The organism is Lentzea sp. NBC_00516 (genome assembly GCF_036346835.1).
In the GTDB taxonomy this organism is placed as follows: Bacteria; Actinomycetota; Actinomycetes; order Mycobacteriales; family Pseudonocardiaceae; genus Lentzea; species Lentzea sokolovensis.
On record NZ_CP107840.1, the window covers coordinates 9,246,506 to 9,262,728 of the forward strand.

General features: G+C 68.2%; 17 protein-coding genes. 7 read left to right on the forward strand and 10 right to left on the reverse strand.

All coding sequences use genetic code 11. The features are described 5' to 3' along the window. Nucleotides 1–4 precede the first annotated feature (4 nt). The 3 genes from OG205_RS42990 to OG205_RS43000 all read left to right on the forward strand — a co-directional run bounded on the left by OG205_RS42990 (nt 5) and on the right by OG205_RS43000 (nt 1,644). Complete coding sequence (locus tag OG205_RS42990; protein ID WP_330273502.1) at nt 5–700, forward strand: DUF6193 family natural product biosynthesis protein; 696 nt, start codon at nt 5–7, stop codon at nt 698–700. A gap of 183 nt (nt 701–883) precedes the next feature. Then, the gene (locus tag OG205_RS42995; RefSeq protein WP_330273503.1) at nt 884–1,288 is read left to right on the forward strand and encodes a MarR family winged helix-turn-helix transcriptional regulator; all 405 of its coding nucleotides are present in this window, start codon (nt 884–886) and stop codon (nt 1,286–1,288) included. A gap of 8 nt (nt 1,289–1,296) precedes the next feature. Next, complete coding sequence (locus tag OG205_RS43000) at nt 1,297–1,644, forward strand: MmcQ/YjbR family DNA-binding protein (RefSeq protein WP_330273504.1); 348 nt, start codon at nt 1,297–1,299, stop codon at nt 1,642–1,644. Here OG205_RS43000 and OG205_RS43005 read toward each other — a convergent pair. Continuing rightward, on the reverse strand, nt 1,641–2,021 hold the full coding sequence (locus OG205_RS43005; protein ID WP_330273505.1) for a VOC family protein: 381 nt from the start codon (nt 2,019–2,021) through the stop codon (nt 1,641–1,643). The two genes, OG205_RS43000 and OG205_RS43005, sit on opposite strands and share 4 nt — an antisense overlap. Nucleotides 2,022–2,077: 56 nt before the next feature. On the opposite strand from OG205_RS43005, the gene OG205_RS43010 reads away from it, so the two are divergent. Continuing rightward, nucleotides 2,078–2,470, forward strand: a complete 393-nt coding sequence (locus tag OG205_RS43010; protein ID WP_330273506.1) for a VOC family protein — start codon at nt 2,078–2,080, stop codon at nt 2,468–2,470. 21 nt (nt 2,471–2,491) lie between these two features. Here the strand turns inward: OG205_RS43010 and OG205_RS43015 are convergent, their stop codons facing one another. From OG205_RS43015 to OG205_RS43025, 3 genes are read right to left on the reverse strand one after another with little or no spacing between them, the layout of a single operon-like run. Continuing rightward, nucleotides 2,492–3,418: an ABC transporter permease gene (locus OG205_RS43015; protein WP_319977059.1), complete on the reverse strand. Its 927-nt coding sequence runs from the start codon at nt 3,416–3,418 to the stop codon at nt 2,492–2,494. Beyond that, a complete protein-coding gene (locus OG205_RS43020) occupies nt 3,415–3,603 on the reverse strand; it encodes a hypothetical protein (RefSeq protein WP_330273507.1) in 189 nt (62 codons plus the stop codon). Before OG205_RS43020 ends, OG205_RS43015 begins: the two co-directional genes overlap by 4 nt. After that, entirely contained in the window at nt 3,596–6,265 is a 2,670-nt protein-coding gene (locus OG205_RS43025) for an alpha/beta fold hydrolase (protein ID WP_442916674.1), read from the reverse strand. The genes OG205_RS43020 and OG205_RS43025 overlap by 8 nt, the downstream gene beginning before the upstream one ends. A gap of 528 nt (nt 6,266–6,793) precedes the next feature. On the opposite strand from OG205_RS43025, the gene OG205_RS43030 reads away from it, so the two are divergent. Then, complete coding sequence (locus OG205_RS43030; RefSeq protein ID WP_330273509.1) at nt 6,794–7,798, forward strand: TerC family protein; 1,005 nt, start codon at nt 6,794–6,796, stop codon at nt 7,796–7,798. Nucleotides 7,799–7,873: 75 nt separating this feature from the next. On the opposite strand, the gene OG205_RS43035 is transcribed toward OG205_RS43030, so the two are convergent. Both OG205_RS43035 and OG205_RS43040 read right to left on the reverse strand, forming a co-directional pair. After that, nucleotides 7,874–8,905, reverse strand: a complete 1,032-nt coding sequence (locus tag OG205_RS43035) for a substrate-binding periplasmic protein (RefSeq protein WP_330273510.1) — start codon at nt 8,903–8,905, stop codon at nt 7,874–7,876. Nucleotides 8,906–9,165: 260 nt separating this feature from the next. Further along, nucleotides 9,166–10,368, reverse strand: coding sequence for a metal-dependent hydrolase family protein (locus tag OG205_RS43040; protein ID WP_330273511.1), 1,203 nt, complete (start codon nt 10,366–10,368; stop codon nt 9,166–9,168). 89 nt (nt 10,369–10,457) lie between these two features. On the opposite strand from OG205_RS43040, the gene OG205_RS43045 reads away from it, so the two are divergent. After that, entirely contained in the window at nt 10,458–12,317 is a 1,860-nt protein-coding gene (locus tag OG205_RS43045; RefSeq protein ID WP_330273512.1) for a S9 family peptidase, read from the forward strand. 42 nt (nt 12,318–12,359) lie between these two features. Here the strand turns inward: OG205_RS43045 and OG205_RS43050 are convergent, their stop codons facing one another. The 3 genes from OG205_RS43050 to OG205_RS43060 form a co-directional block, all read right to left on the reverse strand. Continuing rightward, on the reverse strand, nt 12,360–12,839 hold the full coding sequence (locus tag OG205_RS43050; protein ID WP_330273513.1) for a hypothetical protein: 480 nt from the start codon (nt 12,837–12,839) through the stop codon (nt 12,360–12,362). A gap of 251 nt (nt 12,840–13,090) precedes the next feature. Next, a complete protein-coding gene (locus OG205_RS43055; RefSeq protein ID WP_030466547.1) occupies nt 13,091–13,747 on the reverse strand; it encodes an RES family NAD+ phosphorylase in 657 nt (218 codons plus the stop codon). A 28-nt stretch (nt 13,748–13,775) separates the two neighbouring features. After that, complete coding sequence (locus tag OG205_RS43060) at nt 13,776–14,360, reverse strand: DNA-binding protein (RefSeq protein ID WP_330273514.1); 585 nt, start codon at nt 14,358–14,360, stop codon at nt 13,776–13,778. A gap of 156 nt (nt 14,361–14,516) precedes the next feature. Between OG205_RS43060 and OG205_RS43065 the strand changes: the two genes are divergently transcribed. Beyond that, nucleotides 14,517–15,686 (forward strand): glycosyltransferase 87 family protein, encoded by a 1,170-nt coding sequence (locus OG205_RS43065; RefSeq protein ID WP_330273515.1) that lies wholly within the window; start codon nt 14,517–14,519, stop codon nt 15,684–15,686. Here OG205_RS43065 and OG205_RS43070 read toward each other — a convergent pair. Beyond that, a complete protein-coding gene (locus tag OG205_RS43070) occupies nt 15,628–16,173 on the reverse strand; it encodes an HdeD family acid-resistance protein (protein ID WP_319977051.1) in 546 nt (181 codons plus the stop codon). The genes OG205_RS43065 and OG205_RS43070 overlap by 59 nt on opposite strands. Nucleotides 16,174–16,223 lie beyond the last annotated feature (50 nt).

Sequence of the window (16,223 nt, forward strand, 5' to 3'; positions counted from 1 at the left end):
CGGCATGGGGGAATCGCTGTACCAGGACGTGGTCGACGCGGGTGGCCTCACGGCTGTGCTTCAGGCCGCCTGCCCCGGCTGTGCCATTGACCTGCATGACTCCCAGGGTGCCTTCGGCGGCTTCGTGGTCACGGCGAGCAGGGGTGATCGCGCTGTGCGCGTCACACCGGTCGCCGGCGAGCGTCTGTTCGACCTGCGGCACAAGGTGCGGGAAACGCACCTGAGCCGGGTGACCACGACCGAACTGGCCGAGGTCACCGGATCCGCCGCGGCCTGGCTCGGCGGCGCCACCGCGCGGGAGCTGGCCGCTGCCTGGCCGTTCGCCGATTTCGTCGACGTCGCTGACGCGTACGAGAGCGGCGACCGGATCGAGCTCAGCTGGCAGCGGTACCGCGCGAACAAGACTGACGGCCTGGGCGCGTTCGTCGAGGCGGCGATGCGGGAGCCGCGGCTGCGGCGGATGTACCCGTTCAAGTCGATGTGGTGGATGTCGTTCCGGCCGACGGCGGACGAGTACCGGGTGCCCGGCCCGTGGGTGCGGTCGGTCGCCGGCGGACGGTTCACGGTCGTCGTGGATCGGCAGGTGGAACCCGGGATCACCTACGACGCCGCCGAGGCGGTCCGGGTGTGCCTGGCCGAGATGACGCGGCTCGGCGTGCCGTCGCCTGAGGAGCTTCGTTCACGCGGCTCCGGATGCTAGTTCGTCCACTATGGACGTTGCTGACGGTTAGATCGGTGACTGCGGCGGGTAATCCTGCTCGCGTATAACGATTCGCGCGTCGCGCGTAAATCGCCCTCTGGGGTGAGATGTTCGCTGACAGCTTTCGTCAGGGCGCGGGACGGCCATGATCTCTGGGTGGATGTGGACTCCCACCTCGCCGCGGTGGAGCAGGCGCTGATCGCTGTGCGGCGCAGTCAGTCACGTCGAGCGCTGGCCGAGTTGGCTGTTCCGGCCTTTGACGTGCTCGATGTTGTGGAAACGGCGGAACGGACCGGGGCTCAGGCCACGGTTTCCAGTGTTGCCTTGGCTTTGCACGTTGATCAACCCCGGGCCAGCAAGCTCGTCACCAGTGCGGTCGATGCCGGGCTGGTGTCGAGGATCGCGGACAAGGCGGACGGCCGGCGGGTGTTGCTCGTGCGCACGCCGCGAGGGCGGGCCACATCCGCTGAGCTGCACCGGGCCCGGCAAAGTGCTTGTGCCGCCGCCATGACGGACTGGAGCGAGGAGGAACGGGCGGAGTTCGCCCGGCTGCTCACTCGTTTCGTCGCGGTGTTCGGCGCGCGATAATTCCTGTTGTGACACTGGATGAGTTGATCGTTTACTGCGCGGGGAAGCCTGGCGCGGAAGAGACGTATCCGTGGGGCGAGGCCGAGTTGGTGTGCAAGGTCGGTGGGAAGGCGTTCGCCTTCATCGGGCTTGACGTGCACACGGTCGGGCTCAAGTGCGGTGCCGACGCCGAGGCCGCCGCGGTGTGGCGAGAGCGCTTTCCCACTGACGTCACGGTGAGCGGGTACGTCGGCCGGTACGGCTGGAACACCATCGCGCTCAAGGGGTCCGTGCCCGACGACGACCTGCTGGAGCTGGTCGACGGCTCCTACGAGGCCGTCGTCGCGCGGCTGCCCAAGCGGAAGCGGCCCGCCTAGCGCTCTTCCGGCTGGAGGATGCCGAAGATGTTGTTCTCGGTGTCCTTGTAGTACGCGAGCAGGCCGACGCCGGGCATCTTGTCCTTGGGCAGCGCGACCGTGCCGCCGTTGACCTCGATGGCGGCGATGGCGACGTCGATGTCGATCACGCTGATCGTCATGACGTAACCGTGGATCGGCGCGTCCGGTTCGGGGTCGGGGCCCCGGCGGGGGAGCAGGCCGCCGTTCACGCCGGGCTGGTCGTCGTCGCCGGTGGTGATGACCCAGTAGGGGATGTCGCCCCACTGTTCGATCTTCCAGCCGAAGACGGAGGTGTAGAAGTTCCGCGCTCGCTCGGGATCTGCGGCGTGGATCTCGAAGTGCACAGGACGCGACATGGGACGGCACGCTACTCCGGACAGTGGTTGTCCGCATTGGCTTCTACGGTGGCGTCATGGCAATCGGAATCCAGGTCACGATGGACGCGGCGGACCCCGGAAAGCTGGCCGCTTTCTGGGCGGAGGCGCTCGGTTACGTGCTGCAGCCGCCACCTCCCGGCTTCGAGTCCTGGGAGGACTTCGCGGTCAAGAACAAGATCCCCTTCGAGTCGGTCAACGACTACTCGGCGATCATCGATCCCGAGGGCAAGGGCCCGCGGTTCTTCTTCCAGCGCGTGCCGGAGGGCAAGACCGCGAAAAACCGCCTCCACCTCGACGTGAACGCCGGGCTGGAGGCGGTTGATCGGCTCGTTTCCCTTGGTGCCACGCGGGTTCGCGAGTTCAACGACAACAAGGGCCACTGGGTCGTGATGCTCGACCCCGAGGGCAACGAGTTCTGCGTGCAGTAGGCAGCGCGGTGACCGCGCTGGCTAGCTGGTGATGTCCTTCGTCTTGAACTGGCGTGCCGCGAGCAGCGTGAAGATGCCGCCGTAGACGAGCGCGGAGAACGCCCCGCGGGTCATCTCCGACCAGTCGATGTCGGTCGAGAGCAGGTCGGCCCACGCCATCGCGTAGTGCGTCGGCAGGTAGTTCCGCAGGTCCCCGAGCGGCTCGATCTGGTCGAGGATCTGCGACAGGATCGAGACGAGGACCGTGCCGCCGACCGCGCCGAGAGGTGCGTCGGTGGACACGGACAGGAACATCGCGAGGCCCGCTACCCAGAACAGGTTGATCGCGATGTAGACGACCGCGAGCGCCATCCCGAGCACGCCGTCGCCGAACGGGGCGGCCTCGCCGGTCGGGCTCACCACCTCGCCGGCGCCGTACCAGGCCACGCCGACGCCCAGGGCCACCGCGGGAAGCAGGGCCAGGGCGAAGACGCTGAGGATGCCGCTGCTGACGGCCTTCTGCCGCAGCAGGCGGTGCCTCGGGATCGGTGCGGCGAGGAGGTACTTGAGGCTCGACCACGACGCTTCGGACGCGATCGTGTCGCCGAAGAACAGCGCCACGATCATCGGGAGCAGGAAGCTGCTGCTCACGAACAGCGTGAGCACCACGAAGTTGATGCCGCTGGCGGTCGCGAGGTCCACGAAACCACCGGAGCGGCGGTTCGGGTCGGACTGACCGATCTCGAAGCTCGCCGCGAGGATGAACGGCAGCAGCACCAGGAATCCCAGCACGAGCTGGGTCCTGCGGCGGCGGATCTGCCGTTGCAGCTCCACGTGGATGCGGAGCGTGCGGCGCGCCTTGTACCCGACCGACGAGCCGTCCGGCGCCACCTTGGTGTGCTGCAGGGCGGCCGCGTCGGTGAGGTCCTTGAGCGCGCCGGGGTCGGTGTGGACGCTGTTCTCGTTCACCTGTCCACCTCCTGACGGATCGGTGCCTTCGTGCGGTTCGGGTTCGCGGTCCGCACGGGCGTGAACGCGGGCGTCGCCGCGATCTCGTCCGTCACGTCGAGGCCGGCCTCGGCCAGCACCTCGACTGCCGCGGGGTTCGGGGCGTCCGCCGTGGCGGACGCCGCTGCCATCAGGAAGTCATTCACCGACCAGCTCCAAGAACGCGTCTTCCAGCCTGCGTCGCGGGCCCGCCTGGTCCACTGCCACGCCGGCCGCCACGAGAGCGGTCAGTGCGACGGAACGCGGGACGCCGTTCATCGACGCGTGCACGGCGTCCTCGTCCTCGTGCACGTCGTGCACGCCTTCGAGGCCCCGCAGGACATCGGCTGCCTTCGAGGGGGAGTCGACGCGGAACGTCGCCTCGCCGCCTCCCGCCGCGATGTCGGCCACCTCGCCGGCGGCGACGAGCTGACCCTTGTGCATCACGACCACGTGCGAACAGGTCTGCTCCACCTCGGCCAGCAGGTGCGACGACACGACGACCGTGCGGCCCGCCGCGGCGTAGCGGCGCAGGACCTCGCGCATCTGGTGGATCTGGGGCGGGTCGAGCCCGTTGGCCGGCTCGTCCAGGATCAGCAGGTCCGGGAGGCCGAGCATCGCCTGGGCGATCGCCAGCCGCTGGCGCATGCCCTGGCTGTACGTGCGCACGCGGCGGTGCACCGCCTTGCCGAGGCCCGCGATCTCCAGTGCCTCGTCGAAGTGCGCCTCGTCCACCGGCCGGCCCGTCGCCGCCCAGTACAGGTGCAGGTTGGCGGCGCCGGAGAGGTGCGGCAGGAAGCCGGAGCCCTCGACGAACGACCCGATCCGCGACAGCACCGGAGCGCCGGGCGTGACCTTGTGGCCGAAGACCCGGATGTGGCCCTCGGACGGGTGGATCAGGCCCATCACCATGCGCAGCGTCGTGGTCTTGCCGGCGCCGTTGGGGCCGAGCAGACCGAGCACCATGCCGTGCTCCACGCGGAACGACAGGTCCTTCACCGCCGTCACGCCGCCGGGGTAGGCCTTCGTGAGGTCGGAGATGACCAGCGGCACGTCGGCGAGGTCGGGGTCCGAGTCCTGCGCCATGCGCCGGCGGAACATCGCGACGATGCCAGAGCCGATCAGCACCAGCAGCGCGATCGCGATGCCCCACAAGGCTTCCGTCGGGAAGCCCTCGGTGACGTTGCGGCCGGGCACCACGGGCACCGAGATCTCGTCGGAGGCCAGCGAGATCCGGTACGCGGCGGGCTGTTCGGCGTTCGCGAACGCCTGGTCCGTAGTGGACACCACGAGAGCCAGCTTGTGCTCGCTCTCAACAGGACGGACGGTGCCGGGCAGCGTCACCGTCACCTCGGCGGCCGAACCGTCCGTCGGCAGCGCCACGCGGAACGGGGCGACGATCGAGCCGGGCAGCGTGCGGGTGCCGTCCGCGGAGACGTCGTAGAGCTTCGCGAACAGGATCGCCTCGCCGGACGTCTGGTCACCCCGCGCGACGCGCAGCTTGACCGTCGACGACCCGGTCAGCAGCACCTGAGAGTCCAGGGCGTCCGAGGTGAACACCGCGGCCTGCCCCGGCATGTCGAGCGACAGCCGCGACGAGATCGCCGACGACCGCGACAACGCCGAACCCAGGCCCGGCAGGTTGCTGATCGACGCCGGGTTGCCGCCCGCCGGGTTCACCACGACCTGCTCGCGTCCGCTGAGCTTCAACGTCTTGCGTTCGGTGGTGGAACCCGCGGCGAGACCGGGGTACGACGGCGCGACGACCGTGCGCAGCGACGGCTGGCCGGACGAGCGGAACGCGCCCTGGACCGTGTACTCGAAGCCGGCGCCGGGGTCGGTTCCCTTGCCGCGCAGGTGGAAGTCCATCCAGTCGGCGATCTCACCGCGCAGCGCGGTGCCGGGGTTGCCGCCGTCGTGGCCGCCCGCGTACCAGACCATCTTCACCTTGCCGCCGGCCGCCGCGATCTGGCGCGCGGTGGCGTCGGACTGGTCGAGGCCGAACAGGGTGTCCTGCTCGCCCTGCACCAGCATCGTCGGCTGCTTGATCTGGTCGGTCACGGCGACCGGGGACGACTTGCGCAGCAGTTCGAGCGTCTGCTGCGAAGCGCTGCCCGTCGTGGCGACCTCGGTGTAGGCCGTGCAGACCTCGGGCGTGAACCGGCCGCACGCGCCCAGCGACGGCGTGGGCGGCTGGAGACCCTGCGCGCCCGAGTTGCCGCCCGGCGCGGGCGCGGTGCCCTGCTGGTTCGACGACTCCCGCTGGCCCGTCTCCGGCGCGTCACCCGTGGGGGACGAGAGGTCGATCGACGTCATGCCCGCGGAGAAGAAGATGCCCGCCCACGACCGCTTGAAGACGCCGTCCTCGCCGAACGCGGTGGCGGACGGGGTGGCGTCCGCCCGCGGTGTCGCCAGCGCCGAGTTCGGCAGCAGCGACTGAGCGAGGTCGTTGTAGGTGATGACGGGGACGATGGTGTCGACGCGCTTGTCGACGCCCGCGAGCAGCAGTGACAACGCACCGCCGTACGACGCGCCTGTCACGCCCACGCGGGGGTCGCCACCGCTGTCCTTCTCCACCTCGTCACGTGTGCCGAGGAAGTCGAGGAGCTTCTGCGCGTCGCGGACCTCGCGGTCGATCGAGTTCAGCGCGATCTGGCCCGTGCTGCGGCCGAAACCGCGCGCGGACCACGTCAGAACGACGAAACCGCGCCGGGCGAACTCCTCGGCCTGGGTGTGCACGCTGCGCAGACTGCCGCCGAAACCGTGCGCGAGCATGATCGCGGGCGCGGGCGTCTGCTGGGGGAGGTAGAGGCGTGTCTCGATCGTCACCGTCTGAGCGCTGTCAGGGCTCTCAGGTGCGTCGATGTTCGCTTCTTTGAAGGAAACGGCTACGGGGTCGTCTCCGGATCGAGTGAAGTACACGCCACCGGCGACGAGGGCGAGAACCACGATCAATGCGGGGATCGTCCACCTGCCGCGAAGGCGGGATAGGCGGGACACGGGGTTGACGATATGCGAGTTTTGCTGAGAACCGCCTGTCGGGATCCGGTCGCGGTCTCAGCATGAGTGGATCTTCAGCAGGGCTTCAGGTACCGCCGATTCCGGCCCGAACGACACGCGGCGTATTCCCGTTGCGCCTGGTTACGTGGGTCTGCTCACCCTGTGTGGCGCTAACCGCACTTCGTGGAGCACAATATTGACGCAGCATGGAGGGGAGTACTCCCTAAGCGGCGGTGTCGTCAATACGGAGCTTGGCGTGAAGCTCCCGGTGCCGTCGGTCGTTCGAGAGATCATCTCGGCGGCGGAGGAGACCTCCGGGTTTATCTGGCATGCGCTGAGAATCCCGGAGGTTGGGTTGTGAACGTCCCCGCATGGATGTGGCTCGCGACGATCGGTGGTCTGCTCGTTCTGCTCGCCGTGGACCTGGTGATCGTCGATCGAAAACCCCATGAGGTGACGATCGGTGAAGCAGCCCGCTGGGTGGTCTTCTACGTCGCGATGGCGGCCCTCTTCGGTCTCGGCATCTGGTACTTCTCGGGTGGTCAGTACGCCACGGAGTTCTTCGCCGGGTACATCACCGAGTACTCCCTGAGCGTCGACAACCTCTTCATCTTCTTGATCATCATGACGACGTTCAAGGTGCCTGCGATCCACCAGCACAAGGTGCTGCTGATCGGCATCCTGCTCGCGTTGATCATGCGAGGCATCTTCATCGCGGCCGGCGCGGCGCTCATCAGCGAGTTCAGCTGGGTCTTCTTCATCTTCGGCGCGTTCCTCATCTACACCGGCTGGCAGCTGGCGCGGGAGAACCACGACGAGGACGAGGAGTACAAGGAAAACCTCATGCTCCGCATGGTGCGCAAGGTCTTCCCGGTGACCGACGACTTCCACGGCTCGAACTCGTTCATCAAGATCGACGGCAAGCGCTACGTGACCCCGATGTTCATCGTGATGGTCGCGATCGGCTCCACCGACCTGCTCTTCGCGCTCGACTCGATCCCCGCGATCTTCGGCCTCACCAAGGAGCCGTTCCTGGTGTTCACGGCCAACGCGTTCGCGCTGATGGGCCTGCGCCAGCTGTACTTCCTGCTCGGCGGCCTGCTCGCGAAGCTCGTCTACCTGTCGATCGGCCTGTCGGTCATCCTCGGCTTCATCGGCGTCAAGCTGATCCTGGAAGCCCTGCACACCAACAACCTGCCGTTCCTCAACGGCGGCGAGCCGTTCCACGTGCCGACGATCGGCATCGAGGTCTCGCTGTCGGTGATCATCGGCGTGCTGGCGATCACGACGATCGCCAGCCTCCTCAAGGTGCGGCGCGACCCGGAGGCCGCGAAGCACGTCGGCGCCGACGCCGGTCACTGAGCTCAGAGCTGAAACGGAAGCGGCACGTGCCCACTGGGCGCGTGCCGCTTCCGTTTTCGCGTGCTGTCGTGGATCTCAGGGAACGTTGCAGTAGTTGAGGTCGACCGCGTCCGGCTGGTGCCAGTCCTCGTACAGCCCTCTGGCCCCGAGCGTGGAGATGAACTTGTCGTCCCACTTGGTCCGCAGGAAGTCCCCGATCTTCTCCGACAGGTCGCGGCACACGTTCGGGTGGCTCTGCCGGAGAGCGACGCCGTAGGCCTGCCGGGACGAGTCCTGGACGTCAGGCTCCGGCACGGTCACCAGGGGCGTGTGATCGGCATCTGCCGTGGTGATCGTGGCGTCCTGGTTGAACACCCGGATGATGCTCCAGTCGGACGCGATGTACTTGGTGTCGTTGGCGCCGAAGAACTGGTTGTAGCAGCTCGAAAGCTTGTCCTGGAGGTCGACCATCATCGTCGCCCTCAGGTCGTCGCCCAAGCGTTTCTGCACGGCGGCAAGGCGGTTCTTGCCGGTCGTCCCCTCGACGGCGCAGCCTCTCAGGACGTCACCCGAGTCGACTTCCGGTTTGTCGCCGTTTCCGAGCGCCATGGACCTGTCGAGGTAGTAGGGGCCGGCCATGTCGAACTTGGCGAGGCGCGAATCGGTGATGGAGAACGCCGAGATCACCAGATCCACCTCCTCGGTGTTCTGGGTGCCGTCCCACATGTGCTCTCGCTGGGCCTGGTTCACCTTGACCCACTTGATCTCCTTGATCCCGTAGGCCTCCTTGATGTGCTTGGCCAGCTCGATGTCGAACCCCTCCTTCTCACCTCCCGTCTCGAGACTCCAGCCCGGCAGCTCGCCGTTGATGGCGACGCGGAGCAGGTCGCGGTCGAAGTAGAGGTCGGGGTCGTCGTCGGAGAAGGGCCACAACGCGCTCAACGCGAGCAGTGCCGCCGACGTCGTGTACGACAGGACGTGCCACCGGATTCCGGCTCTGCGACCCGTCAGGGACCGGACGCGCCCGGACGACTGCACGCGGAAGAGGACGAGGGAGATCGCTATTCCGAGAACGGCGAGAACGATGCCGACCACGGCGGCCAACGTCTCCGAGTTCCGTGAAGTCATCACCAGCACGATCACGAAGACCGTCACGGCTATGGTCGGGGCGAGCCACTGCAACTCGCGGAGGAGCGCCCTGCCCCGGCCTGGTGATGATCCGTCTTCACTGTCGATCGTCGTCATTGGGTCCTGTCCACGTCGGTGGTGCCGTTCGGGAGATCGAGCGGGGTCAAAAGAATGGATCGCCCGAACCGGCTACCGCGTTATGGACCTGTGGGTGTTGAGCCTTTCTGAGGAGGATGTTCCCTCGAACGGAGCAGCTGGACTCAGCTGACGGAGACGCCGTTCTGGTAGACGGCGCGGACGGCCTGCTTCAGCGTTCCGGCCTTCACGTGCTGCTCCGCGTCGCCCTCCACGAGAACGAGATCGGCGAGCTTGCCAGGGGCGAGCTCACCGAGTTCGTTTCCGAGGCGCATCAGCGCGGCGGCGGAGGTGGTGGTCGCGTAGAGCGCTTCCGCCGGGGACATGCCGTACTCGACCATCAGCGTGAGCTCGTTGAGGTTGTCGCCGTGGGGGCCGACGCCGGAGTCGGTGCCCATCGCGATCTTCACGCCTGCCTGGTGCGCCTTCTGGAACGCCTGGAAGTGCTGCGAGACAACGGCATTGGCCTTGTCCAGGATGACGTCCGAGATCGCCATGCCGGCCGCGGCCTGGTCCAGCACCATGCGCGGGGCCATCAGTGTCGGCACGAGCCACGTGCCGTTTTTGATCATCTCTTCGACGCCCTCGTCGGTGAGGAACACGCCGTGCTCGATGGAGCGCACGCCGTTGCGCACGGCCGTGAGGATGCCGTCGCCGCTCATCGCGTGCGACATGACCGCGATGCCCGCGGCGTTGGCCTCCTGCACGATCATCGCGATCTCCTCGTCGCGGAAGTGCGCGTGGCGAGGGTTGCTGCGCGGTGACATCACGCCGCCGCTGGACGCGATCTTGATGATGTCGGCGCCGTGGCGGACCAGCGTGCGGATGACCTTGCGCAGCTCTTCCGGGCCGTCGGCGACGGTGTCCGGCAGGCCGGGGTGCAGCGGCGGCGAGATGTGCGCGCCGCACTGCATCCAGTCGTCGTTGTGGCCGCCGGTCTGCGAGACCATGTTGACCGCGATCTGCATGCGCGGGCCCTGGATCAGGCCGCGCCGCACCGCTTCCGCGACACCGAGGTCGGCGCCGAGCGCGTCGCGGACCGTCGTGATGCCGCACTGCAGCGTCGCTTTCATGTTCCCGATCGCCTCGTAGAACGGCAGCGAGAACGGCGTGTTCAGCGACCGCACGAGGTCGGCGCCGCTGAACATGAAGTGCACGTGGCAGTCGAACAGTCCCGGCAGGATCGTGTGGCCGGTCGCATCGACTTTGGTGTCACCGTCGAGCCCGATGCCCACGTCGACGATGCGGTCGCCCTCGACGACCACGTCGCCGGGCTCGGTCGTCCGCCCGGTGAAGACCCTGCCCCCAGAGAACACGATGCGCGTCATACGCGGGAATCTATGCGCTGAGTCAATTTTTGTGATCGGTCAACAAATAACTCTGAGCCTTGCTAACAAGTTCTGTTAACGTCCTGGCCGTGCGCCCTGAAGACCTGCAGCTGCTCACCACGCCCGGCACCGTCGCCGTGTCCGGAGACCTGGTGCTGGTCAGCATCACCACGCCCGACCTCGACAAGAACACCTATCGGGGCGGTCTGCACCGGGTGTTCCCGGATGGCACGACAACACCGTGGACGCACGGTGATCGTGACAATGCGCAGCGCATTTCTCCCGACGGCAAGCTGGTCGCGTTCCTGCGCGTCAGTGAAAAGTCGAAGCCGCAGCTCTACGTCGTCCCGGTGGACGGCGGCGAGCCCCGCAAGCTGACCGATCTGCGGTTGGGCGCCGGTGCCCCGGTGTGGTCGCCGGACTCGTCGCGGCTCGTCTTCGTCGCCCGCGTGCCGGAAGAAGGCCGCTACGGCACGACCGACGACGGCCCCGAGGCCGAGGCGCCGCGCCGCATCACGCGCCTGGACTACCGGGTGGACGACGTCGGCTTCCTCGCCGACCGCCGCCCGCGCCTGCACGTCGTCTCCCTCGACGGCACGGTTTCCGAGGTGACAGACGGCTCGTTCGACGTCTCCGACCCGGCGTGGATCGACGACTCGACGCTGGTGTTCGTGGCGCCGCGCGACCTCGGCGTGTCCGAGACGTTGCACTCCGACCTGTACACCGTTCCCGCTTCCGGCGGCTCGGCCTCGTTGCTGGTGCGCGCTGCCGGCGAGGCCTCGATGCCGTTCGTCGCCAACGGCTCGCTGTACTGGCTGGGCACCGAGTTCTCCGGCATCGACGCCGTCGCGCGCAACCACGGTCTGTGGAAGGCGTCGCTCGACGGATCTTCGCCCGTCCGGCTCACCGACGTCGAAACCGTTGACGTGGAACGGCTTTCCGGTCCGCCCGTGGCCGATGCCTCCGGTGTGCTGCTCGTCGTGCGCAACCGCGGCGCGTTGGAGCTGCAGCGGATCCCGTTCGACGGCGGACCCGGTGAGGTGCTGACAGGTTCGTCGGCCGCCGTCCGGTCGTTCGCGACGGACGGGTCCACTGTGGTCGCCGTCGTGTCCACTCCGGACAGCCCAGGTCAGGTCGAGTTCGTCGGAACCGGTGTGCGCACGGCGTTCTCGTCGGTCGAGGCACGCCGCGTGGTCGAACTGGAAGGCTCGGCCTCCGACGGCTACCCGGTGCACGGCTGGCTCGTGCTGCCAGAAGGCGACGGCCCGCACCCGGTCGTCATGGCGGTGCACGGCGGCCCGTTCATGTACCACAGCTGGGGTTTCTTCGACGAGGCCCAGGTCTACGCCACCGCCGGGTACGCCGTCGTGCTGCCGAACCCGCGCGGCTCCGCGGGCTACGGCCAGGCCCACGGCCAGGCGGTGATCGGCAAGTTCGGCTCCGTCGACGTGGACGACGTCCTGTCCCTTTTGGACGTCGCGCTCGCCCGTCCCGATTGCGACGCCGATCGTGTGGGCGTGATGGGCGGCTCGTACGGCGGCTTCATGACGTCGTGGCTGTCCGCGCACCACGGCGAACGCTTCAAGGCGGCCTGGAGCGAGCGCGCCGTGAACGCCTGGGACTCGTTCTCGGGCTCCTCGGACATCGGCTACTTCTTCGCCGACGCCTACTGCGGCAACGATCCCGAGGCGCAGCGCGCGATGTCGCCGCTGACCTACGCCGAGAAGATCAACCTGCCGTTCGCCGTCGTCCACTCCGAACAGGACTGGCGTTGCCCGCTGGAGCAGGCGCAGCGCATGTTCGTGGCGTTGAAGCGGCGTGGTGTCGAGGCGGAGATGCTGATCTTCCCCGGCGAGGGGCACGAGCTGACCCGCACGGGGCAGCCGCGGCACCGCAGGCAGCGCTTCGACGCCGTTCTGGAGTGGTGGGGCCGCTATCTGAAGGCCTGACGAGCGGGGCTGCTCCGGCCGGTGCCGGAGCAGCCCGCGCTGTCAGCTGATCTGGACGCAGCTGGCGCGGTTCTGCCAGTTGATGGAACCGAGCCGCAGGTCGGCGCTCTGGTCGATCCACGTGGACCGGGTTCCGCCGCCGGGGCAGTCACGCGCGTCGAAGAGCATCAGGTCGCACTTGTTGTACGTGCGCACCGAGTTCGCGCGGTTGTCCCAGCTCCAGCCGGCGAGGTTCCACGCCCCTTCGATGTCCGAGGTGGACGCCGTGCACGCGCCGTACTTCCAGAACGTGATGCACGCGCCGGTGTAGTTGTTGCTGTCGTACAGCGTGAACGCGCTCACCGTGCCGGACACGTTCCCGACTTGAGTGCACGCTGCCGCGGCAACCGGCGCGGCCTGCTCGGCCGGTGCCGCCTGAGCCCCCGCCGTTCCCGTGATCAAGGCTCCCGCCACGAACGCCGCCGCGACAGCCAGCCTGGCCACCGCGCGCACCGAACGCGCCCCCTGCTCCCTCTTGAACATCCTCGGTCCCCTCTGTCTCCGCGTCCTGGTCGGTCGCGGCCCGGGACGATCGTCGGGGGCGGGTCGTGCGGAAATCCTGCAGGTTTCTGCAATGGCCAGGTCAACCCTGGTCAGGCCTGACCCGTTCGGCCGCTGGCCGAAGGCCGAGCTGGGCGGTGGCCATCCTGGAACACCTGCAGCGCGCCACTCTGGCCGACGTGCGCCGGAAGTTGGCAGCACTCGGTTGACCGAGTTTCTGTGCCTTCACGCGATCAGCCCAGCAGTGTGTAGTTGAGCTCTTCGCACACGCGCGCCAACGGGAGATCGAGACCCGGATGGTCCAAAGGCAGCAACACGTCCGGCGCCGCAGGCAGCCCGGAAGCCCCAGGCGGGTCCCACAGGCAGATGGCGGGGTCCCCCGAGTCCATCGACGACCGGTACCAAAGCCCGTCCAGCTCTGGATAAGCCGCCCGAATGGCCCGCGACCAAGCCTGGGTCACCAGCTTCGGCCCGGTCGAGATCTCCTGCGACGCCCCGACGCGCGTGGGCCACAACCCGCCCAGGTCCAGCAGCCTCAACGTACGGCGAGGGCGCAGGACGACCAGGAACGGCGAGCGGGTGCGGCGGTCCACGATCGACGTGGCCTGGAAGACCTCGGCGATCGACGTGCGCACGGACAGGCCGAAGTAGAGGACGCCGTTCTCGTGGTCCTGAACGGGACTGCCGTCGTCGGCCGGTTGTTGCGCGTCGAAGCGGGCGTGGGGGAGTGGGCCGGTGTAGCGGAACGTGTTCCAGCGCTGCGGGTGGGAGCCCTTCGCCGTGAACACGCGCACCAGGCGGGTCGCCCGGTGCACCGCCACCACGTCCTCGGTGCGGCGCAGGTGTGCCTGGAGCACGGCAGGGGCAGGCGGCTGCGGAAGCCGTGACATTCGGGTCCTGTCGGGTGTTCGGGAACGCTCAGGCAGGTGTGCCGAGCGTGGAGGCCAGGGTGGCGACGCGGCGGGGGTCTCCTCCGGCGAGGAGCCATTCGCGCGGGGTCGCCGGCTTGCCGTCGACGGGCAGGTCCTCCTGGCGGGTGGTCATGAACGCGGCGACGACGAGCGCCGGTTGGTCCGACGGGATCTCCGCCAGCACGGTTTCGAGGCCCGGGAGCACGCCGGTGCCCGCGAACTGCCAGGCGGGCAGGCGCCAGCTGCCCCTGTCCTTCCAGCCCACGAGCCTGCCGACGCCCAGGCGGTGCCGGATGCGGCTGGTGTCGACCTGGAGCTGGCGCGCGGCGTCGTTCACGGTCAGCGCCGAGTCGCGCAGCACCGCGTGGGCCACGACCGTGCGGGTGCGTGGCTTCGCGTCGGACGGGCCCGCCGGCGAGAGGTCCAGGCCCACGTCGGTCAGCGCCGCCTGCTGGTCCGGCGTGAAGTACGTGGCCGGTTCCGGGTGTGGCGGGGCGAGCCTTCGTGCCGCGTCGGTCACGAGGGCCAGGAACTCGTCGGGACTCACCTGCAGGCCGGCCTTGGCCAGCACCGTCTCCAAGGCTGGACTCATGCGCACAGAATAGCCCGTGCGTGCGCATTTGTGCGCCCTACGAACGGCTCAACCAGGAACGTTCGACGTTGCGCGGTCACGCGACGACGCTACGTGAGAATTCCTGGTCCGGACCGGTGACGTGGGCCTCATCTGGCACATCGATACCATTCCCGGATGCAGCTCGACCGCACCGCCAAGCGGGTCGTGGTGGCGTGGGCCGCCGTCATGGTCGCCACGATCACCTACGTCATGCTCCGCCCACCGGGGTGGTCGCTCGATCTGCGCGTCTACCGCAACGGTGGCGCGGCGTTCCTCAAGGACCTCCCGCTCTACGTCGAGGGCTTCGCGAAACCTCTCGGTGGTCCCGACCTGCCCTTCACCTACCCGCCGATCGCCGCCGTGCTGTTCAGCCTGCTGGCGCTCGTCCCGCTCGGGGTCGCGATCTTCGCGGTGGCGGCGGCGAACCTCGCGATGCTCACCGGGCTGTGCCTGATCGCGGCGGGCCGCGTGCTCGGCTGGGGTCCGGAAGCGGTGAAGTGGGGGCTGGGCGCGGCGGCGGTGTCGTCGATCTTCGACCCGCTGCGCGAGACGTTGTGGTTCGGCCAGATCAACCTGCTGCTGGGCCTGCTGGTGATGGCCGACTGCCTGCTGGAACGCACCCGCTGGTGGCCTCGTGGCGCACTGATCGGGCTCGCGGCCGCGATCAAGCTGACGCCGGCGTTCTTCGCGTTGTTCTTCGTGGCGCGCCGGCAGTGGAAGCCCGTGTTCGTGTCCATCGGCTCGTTCTTCTTCTTCGTGGTGCTGGGGTTCCTCATCTCGTTCGGCGACGCGAAGGAGTACTGGACGCACGCGCTGCTCGATCCGGGCCGCGTCGGGCGCCTCACCTACGCGTCGAACCAGGCCATTCGCGGCACGCTCGCCCGCTTCGGCCTGGAGAACGGCGCCCAGGTCGGTGTGTGGCTCGTGCTGGCGCTGCTCGTCGTGGCGGCGGTGTGGTGGCTGGCGTCGCAACTCGGGGACATCGAGGCGTTCTTCGTCGTGGCGATCGGTGGCCTGCTGATCTCACCCGTGTCGTGGGGGCACCACTGGGTGTGGATCGCGCCCGCGCTCGTGCTGCTCTCACGGCCCGAGTTGCGCCGTCAGTGGGCGTCATGGGCGGTCGTGGCGGTGTTCGCGATCGGGCCGCACTGGCTGTTCCCGCGCGACAACGACGTCGAGCGGAACTGGGCGTGGTGGCAGCAGGTGATCGGCAACCTCTACGTGTTCGTCGGGGTCGCCGTGCTGGTCACACTCGCGGTGCGGGTCGTACGAGACCGCCGCCGAGCTGCTTCAACCGCAGGCTGAACAGCACCAGCACCACGCCCCACAGGATCGCGAAGACGCCGATGGTGATCACGAACGCCAGCGCGCCCGCGGCCGGGTTCACGACCAGGATGATGCCGAGCAGCACCGTGAGCGCGCCGGTGACGACGTAGAACCACTCGTTCGTCATCACCTTGCGCAGGCGGATGGCGTCGACGATCTGCAGCACGCCCGTGACGAGCGCCCACGCCGCGATGAGGAGCAGCAGCGCGGTCGCCGTGATGCCCGGCCAGAACAACGCGATCAAGCCCGTGACCAGGCCGAGCACACCGATGAGGCCCAGAGCCCAGCGTGCGGGCCACTCCTTGTGGGTGAGGGTCAGGTACAGCATCATCGCGCCGTCGAAGAACGCGTAGGCGCCCCACAGGATGATCAGCGCCAGCAGGGTGAGGCCCGGCCAGAGAAGAGCGGCCAGGCCGAACAGGACCGCGAACACCCCGCGCACCGTGAAAAGCCACCACCGTTGCATGTTCAGGATCGTCTCGGCTGTTGCTGGGCTCGGCAACCTGAGACCCTCGT

Bases quoted from the DNA above. Each gene is read 5' to 3' on its own strand.
- OG205_RS43035 (WP_330273510.1), bottom strand. From the start codon at position 8,905: ATGACTTCACGGAACTCGGAGACGTTGGCCGCCGTGGTCGGCATCGTT.
- OG205_RS43065 (WP_330273515.1), top strand. From the start codon at position 14,517: ATGCAGCTCGACCGCACCGCCAAGCGGGTCGTGGTGGCGTGGGCCGCC.
- OG205_RS43005 (WP_330273505.1), bottom strand. From the start codon at position 2,021: ATGTCGCGTCCTGTGCACTTCGAGATCCACGCCGCAGATCCCGAGCGA.
- OG205_RS42990 (WP_330273502.1), top strand. From the start codon at position 5: ATGGGGGAATCGCTGTACCAGGACGTGGTCGACGCGGGTGGCCTCACG.
- OG205_RS43070 (WP_319977051.1), bottom strand. From the start codon at position 16,173: ATGCAACGGTGGTGGCTTTTCACGGTGCGCGGGGTGTTCGCGGTCCTG.
- OG205_RS43010 (WP_330273506.1), top strand. From the start codon at position 2,078: ATGGCAATCGGAATCCAGGTCACGATGGACGCGGCGGACCCCGGAAAG.
- OG205_RS43040 (WP_330273511.1), bottom strand. From the start codon at position 10,368: ATGACGCGCATCGTGTTCTCTGGGGGCAGGGTCTTCACCGGGCGGACG.
- OG205_RS43060 (WP_330273514.1), bottom strand. From the start codon at position 14,360: ATGAGTCCAGCCTTGGAGACGGTGCTGGCCAAGGCCGGCCTGCAGGTG.
- OG205_RS43055 (WP_030466547.1), bottom strand. From the start codon at position 13,747: ATGTCACGGCTTCCGCAGCCGCCTGCCCCTGCCGTGCTCCAGGCACAC.
- OG205_RS43050 (WP_330273513.1), bottom strand. From the start codon at position 12,839: ATGTTCAAGAGGGAGCAGGGGGCGCGTTCGGTGCGCGCGGTGGCCAGG.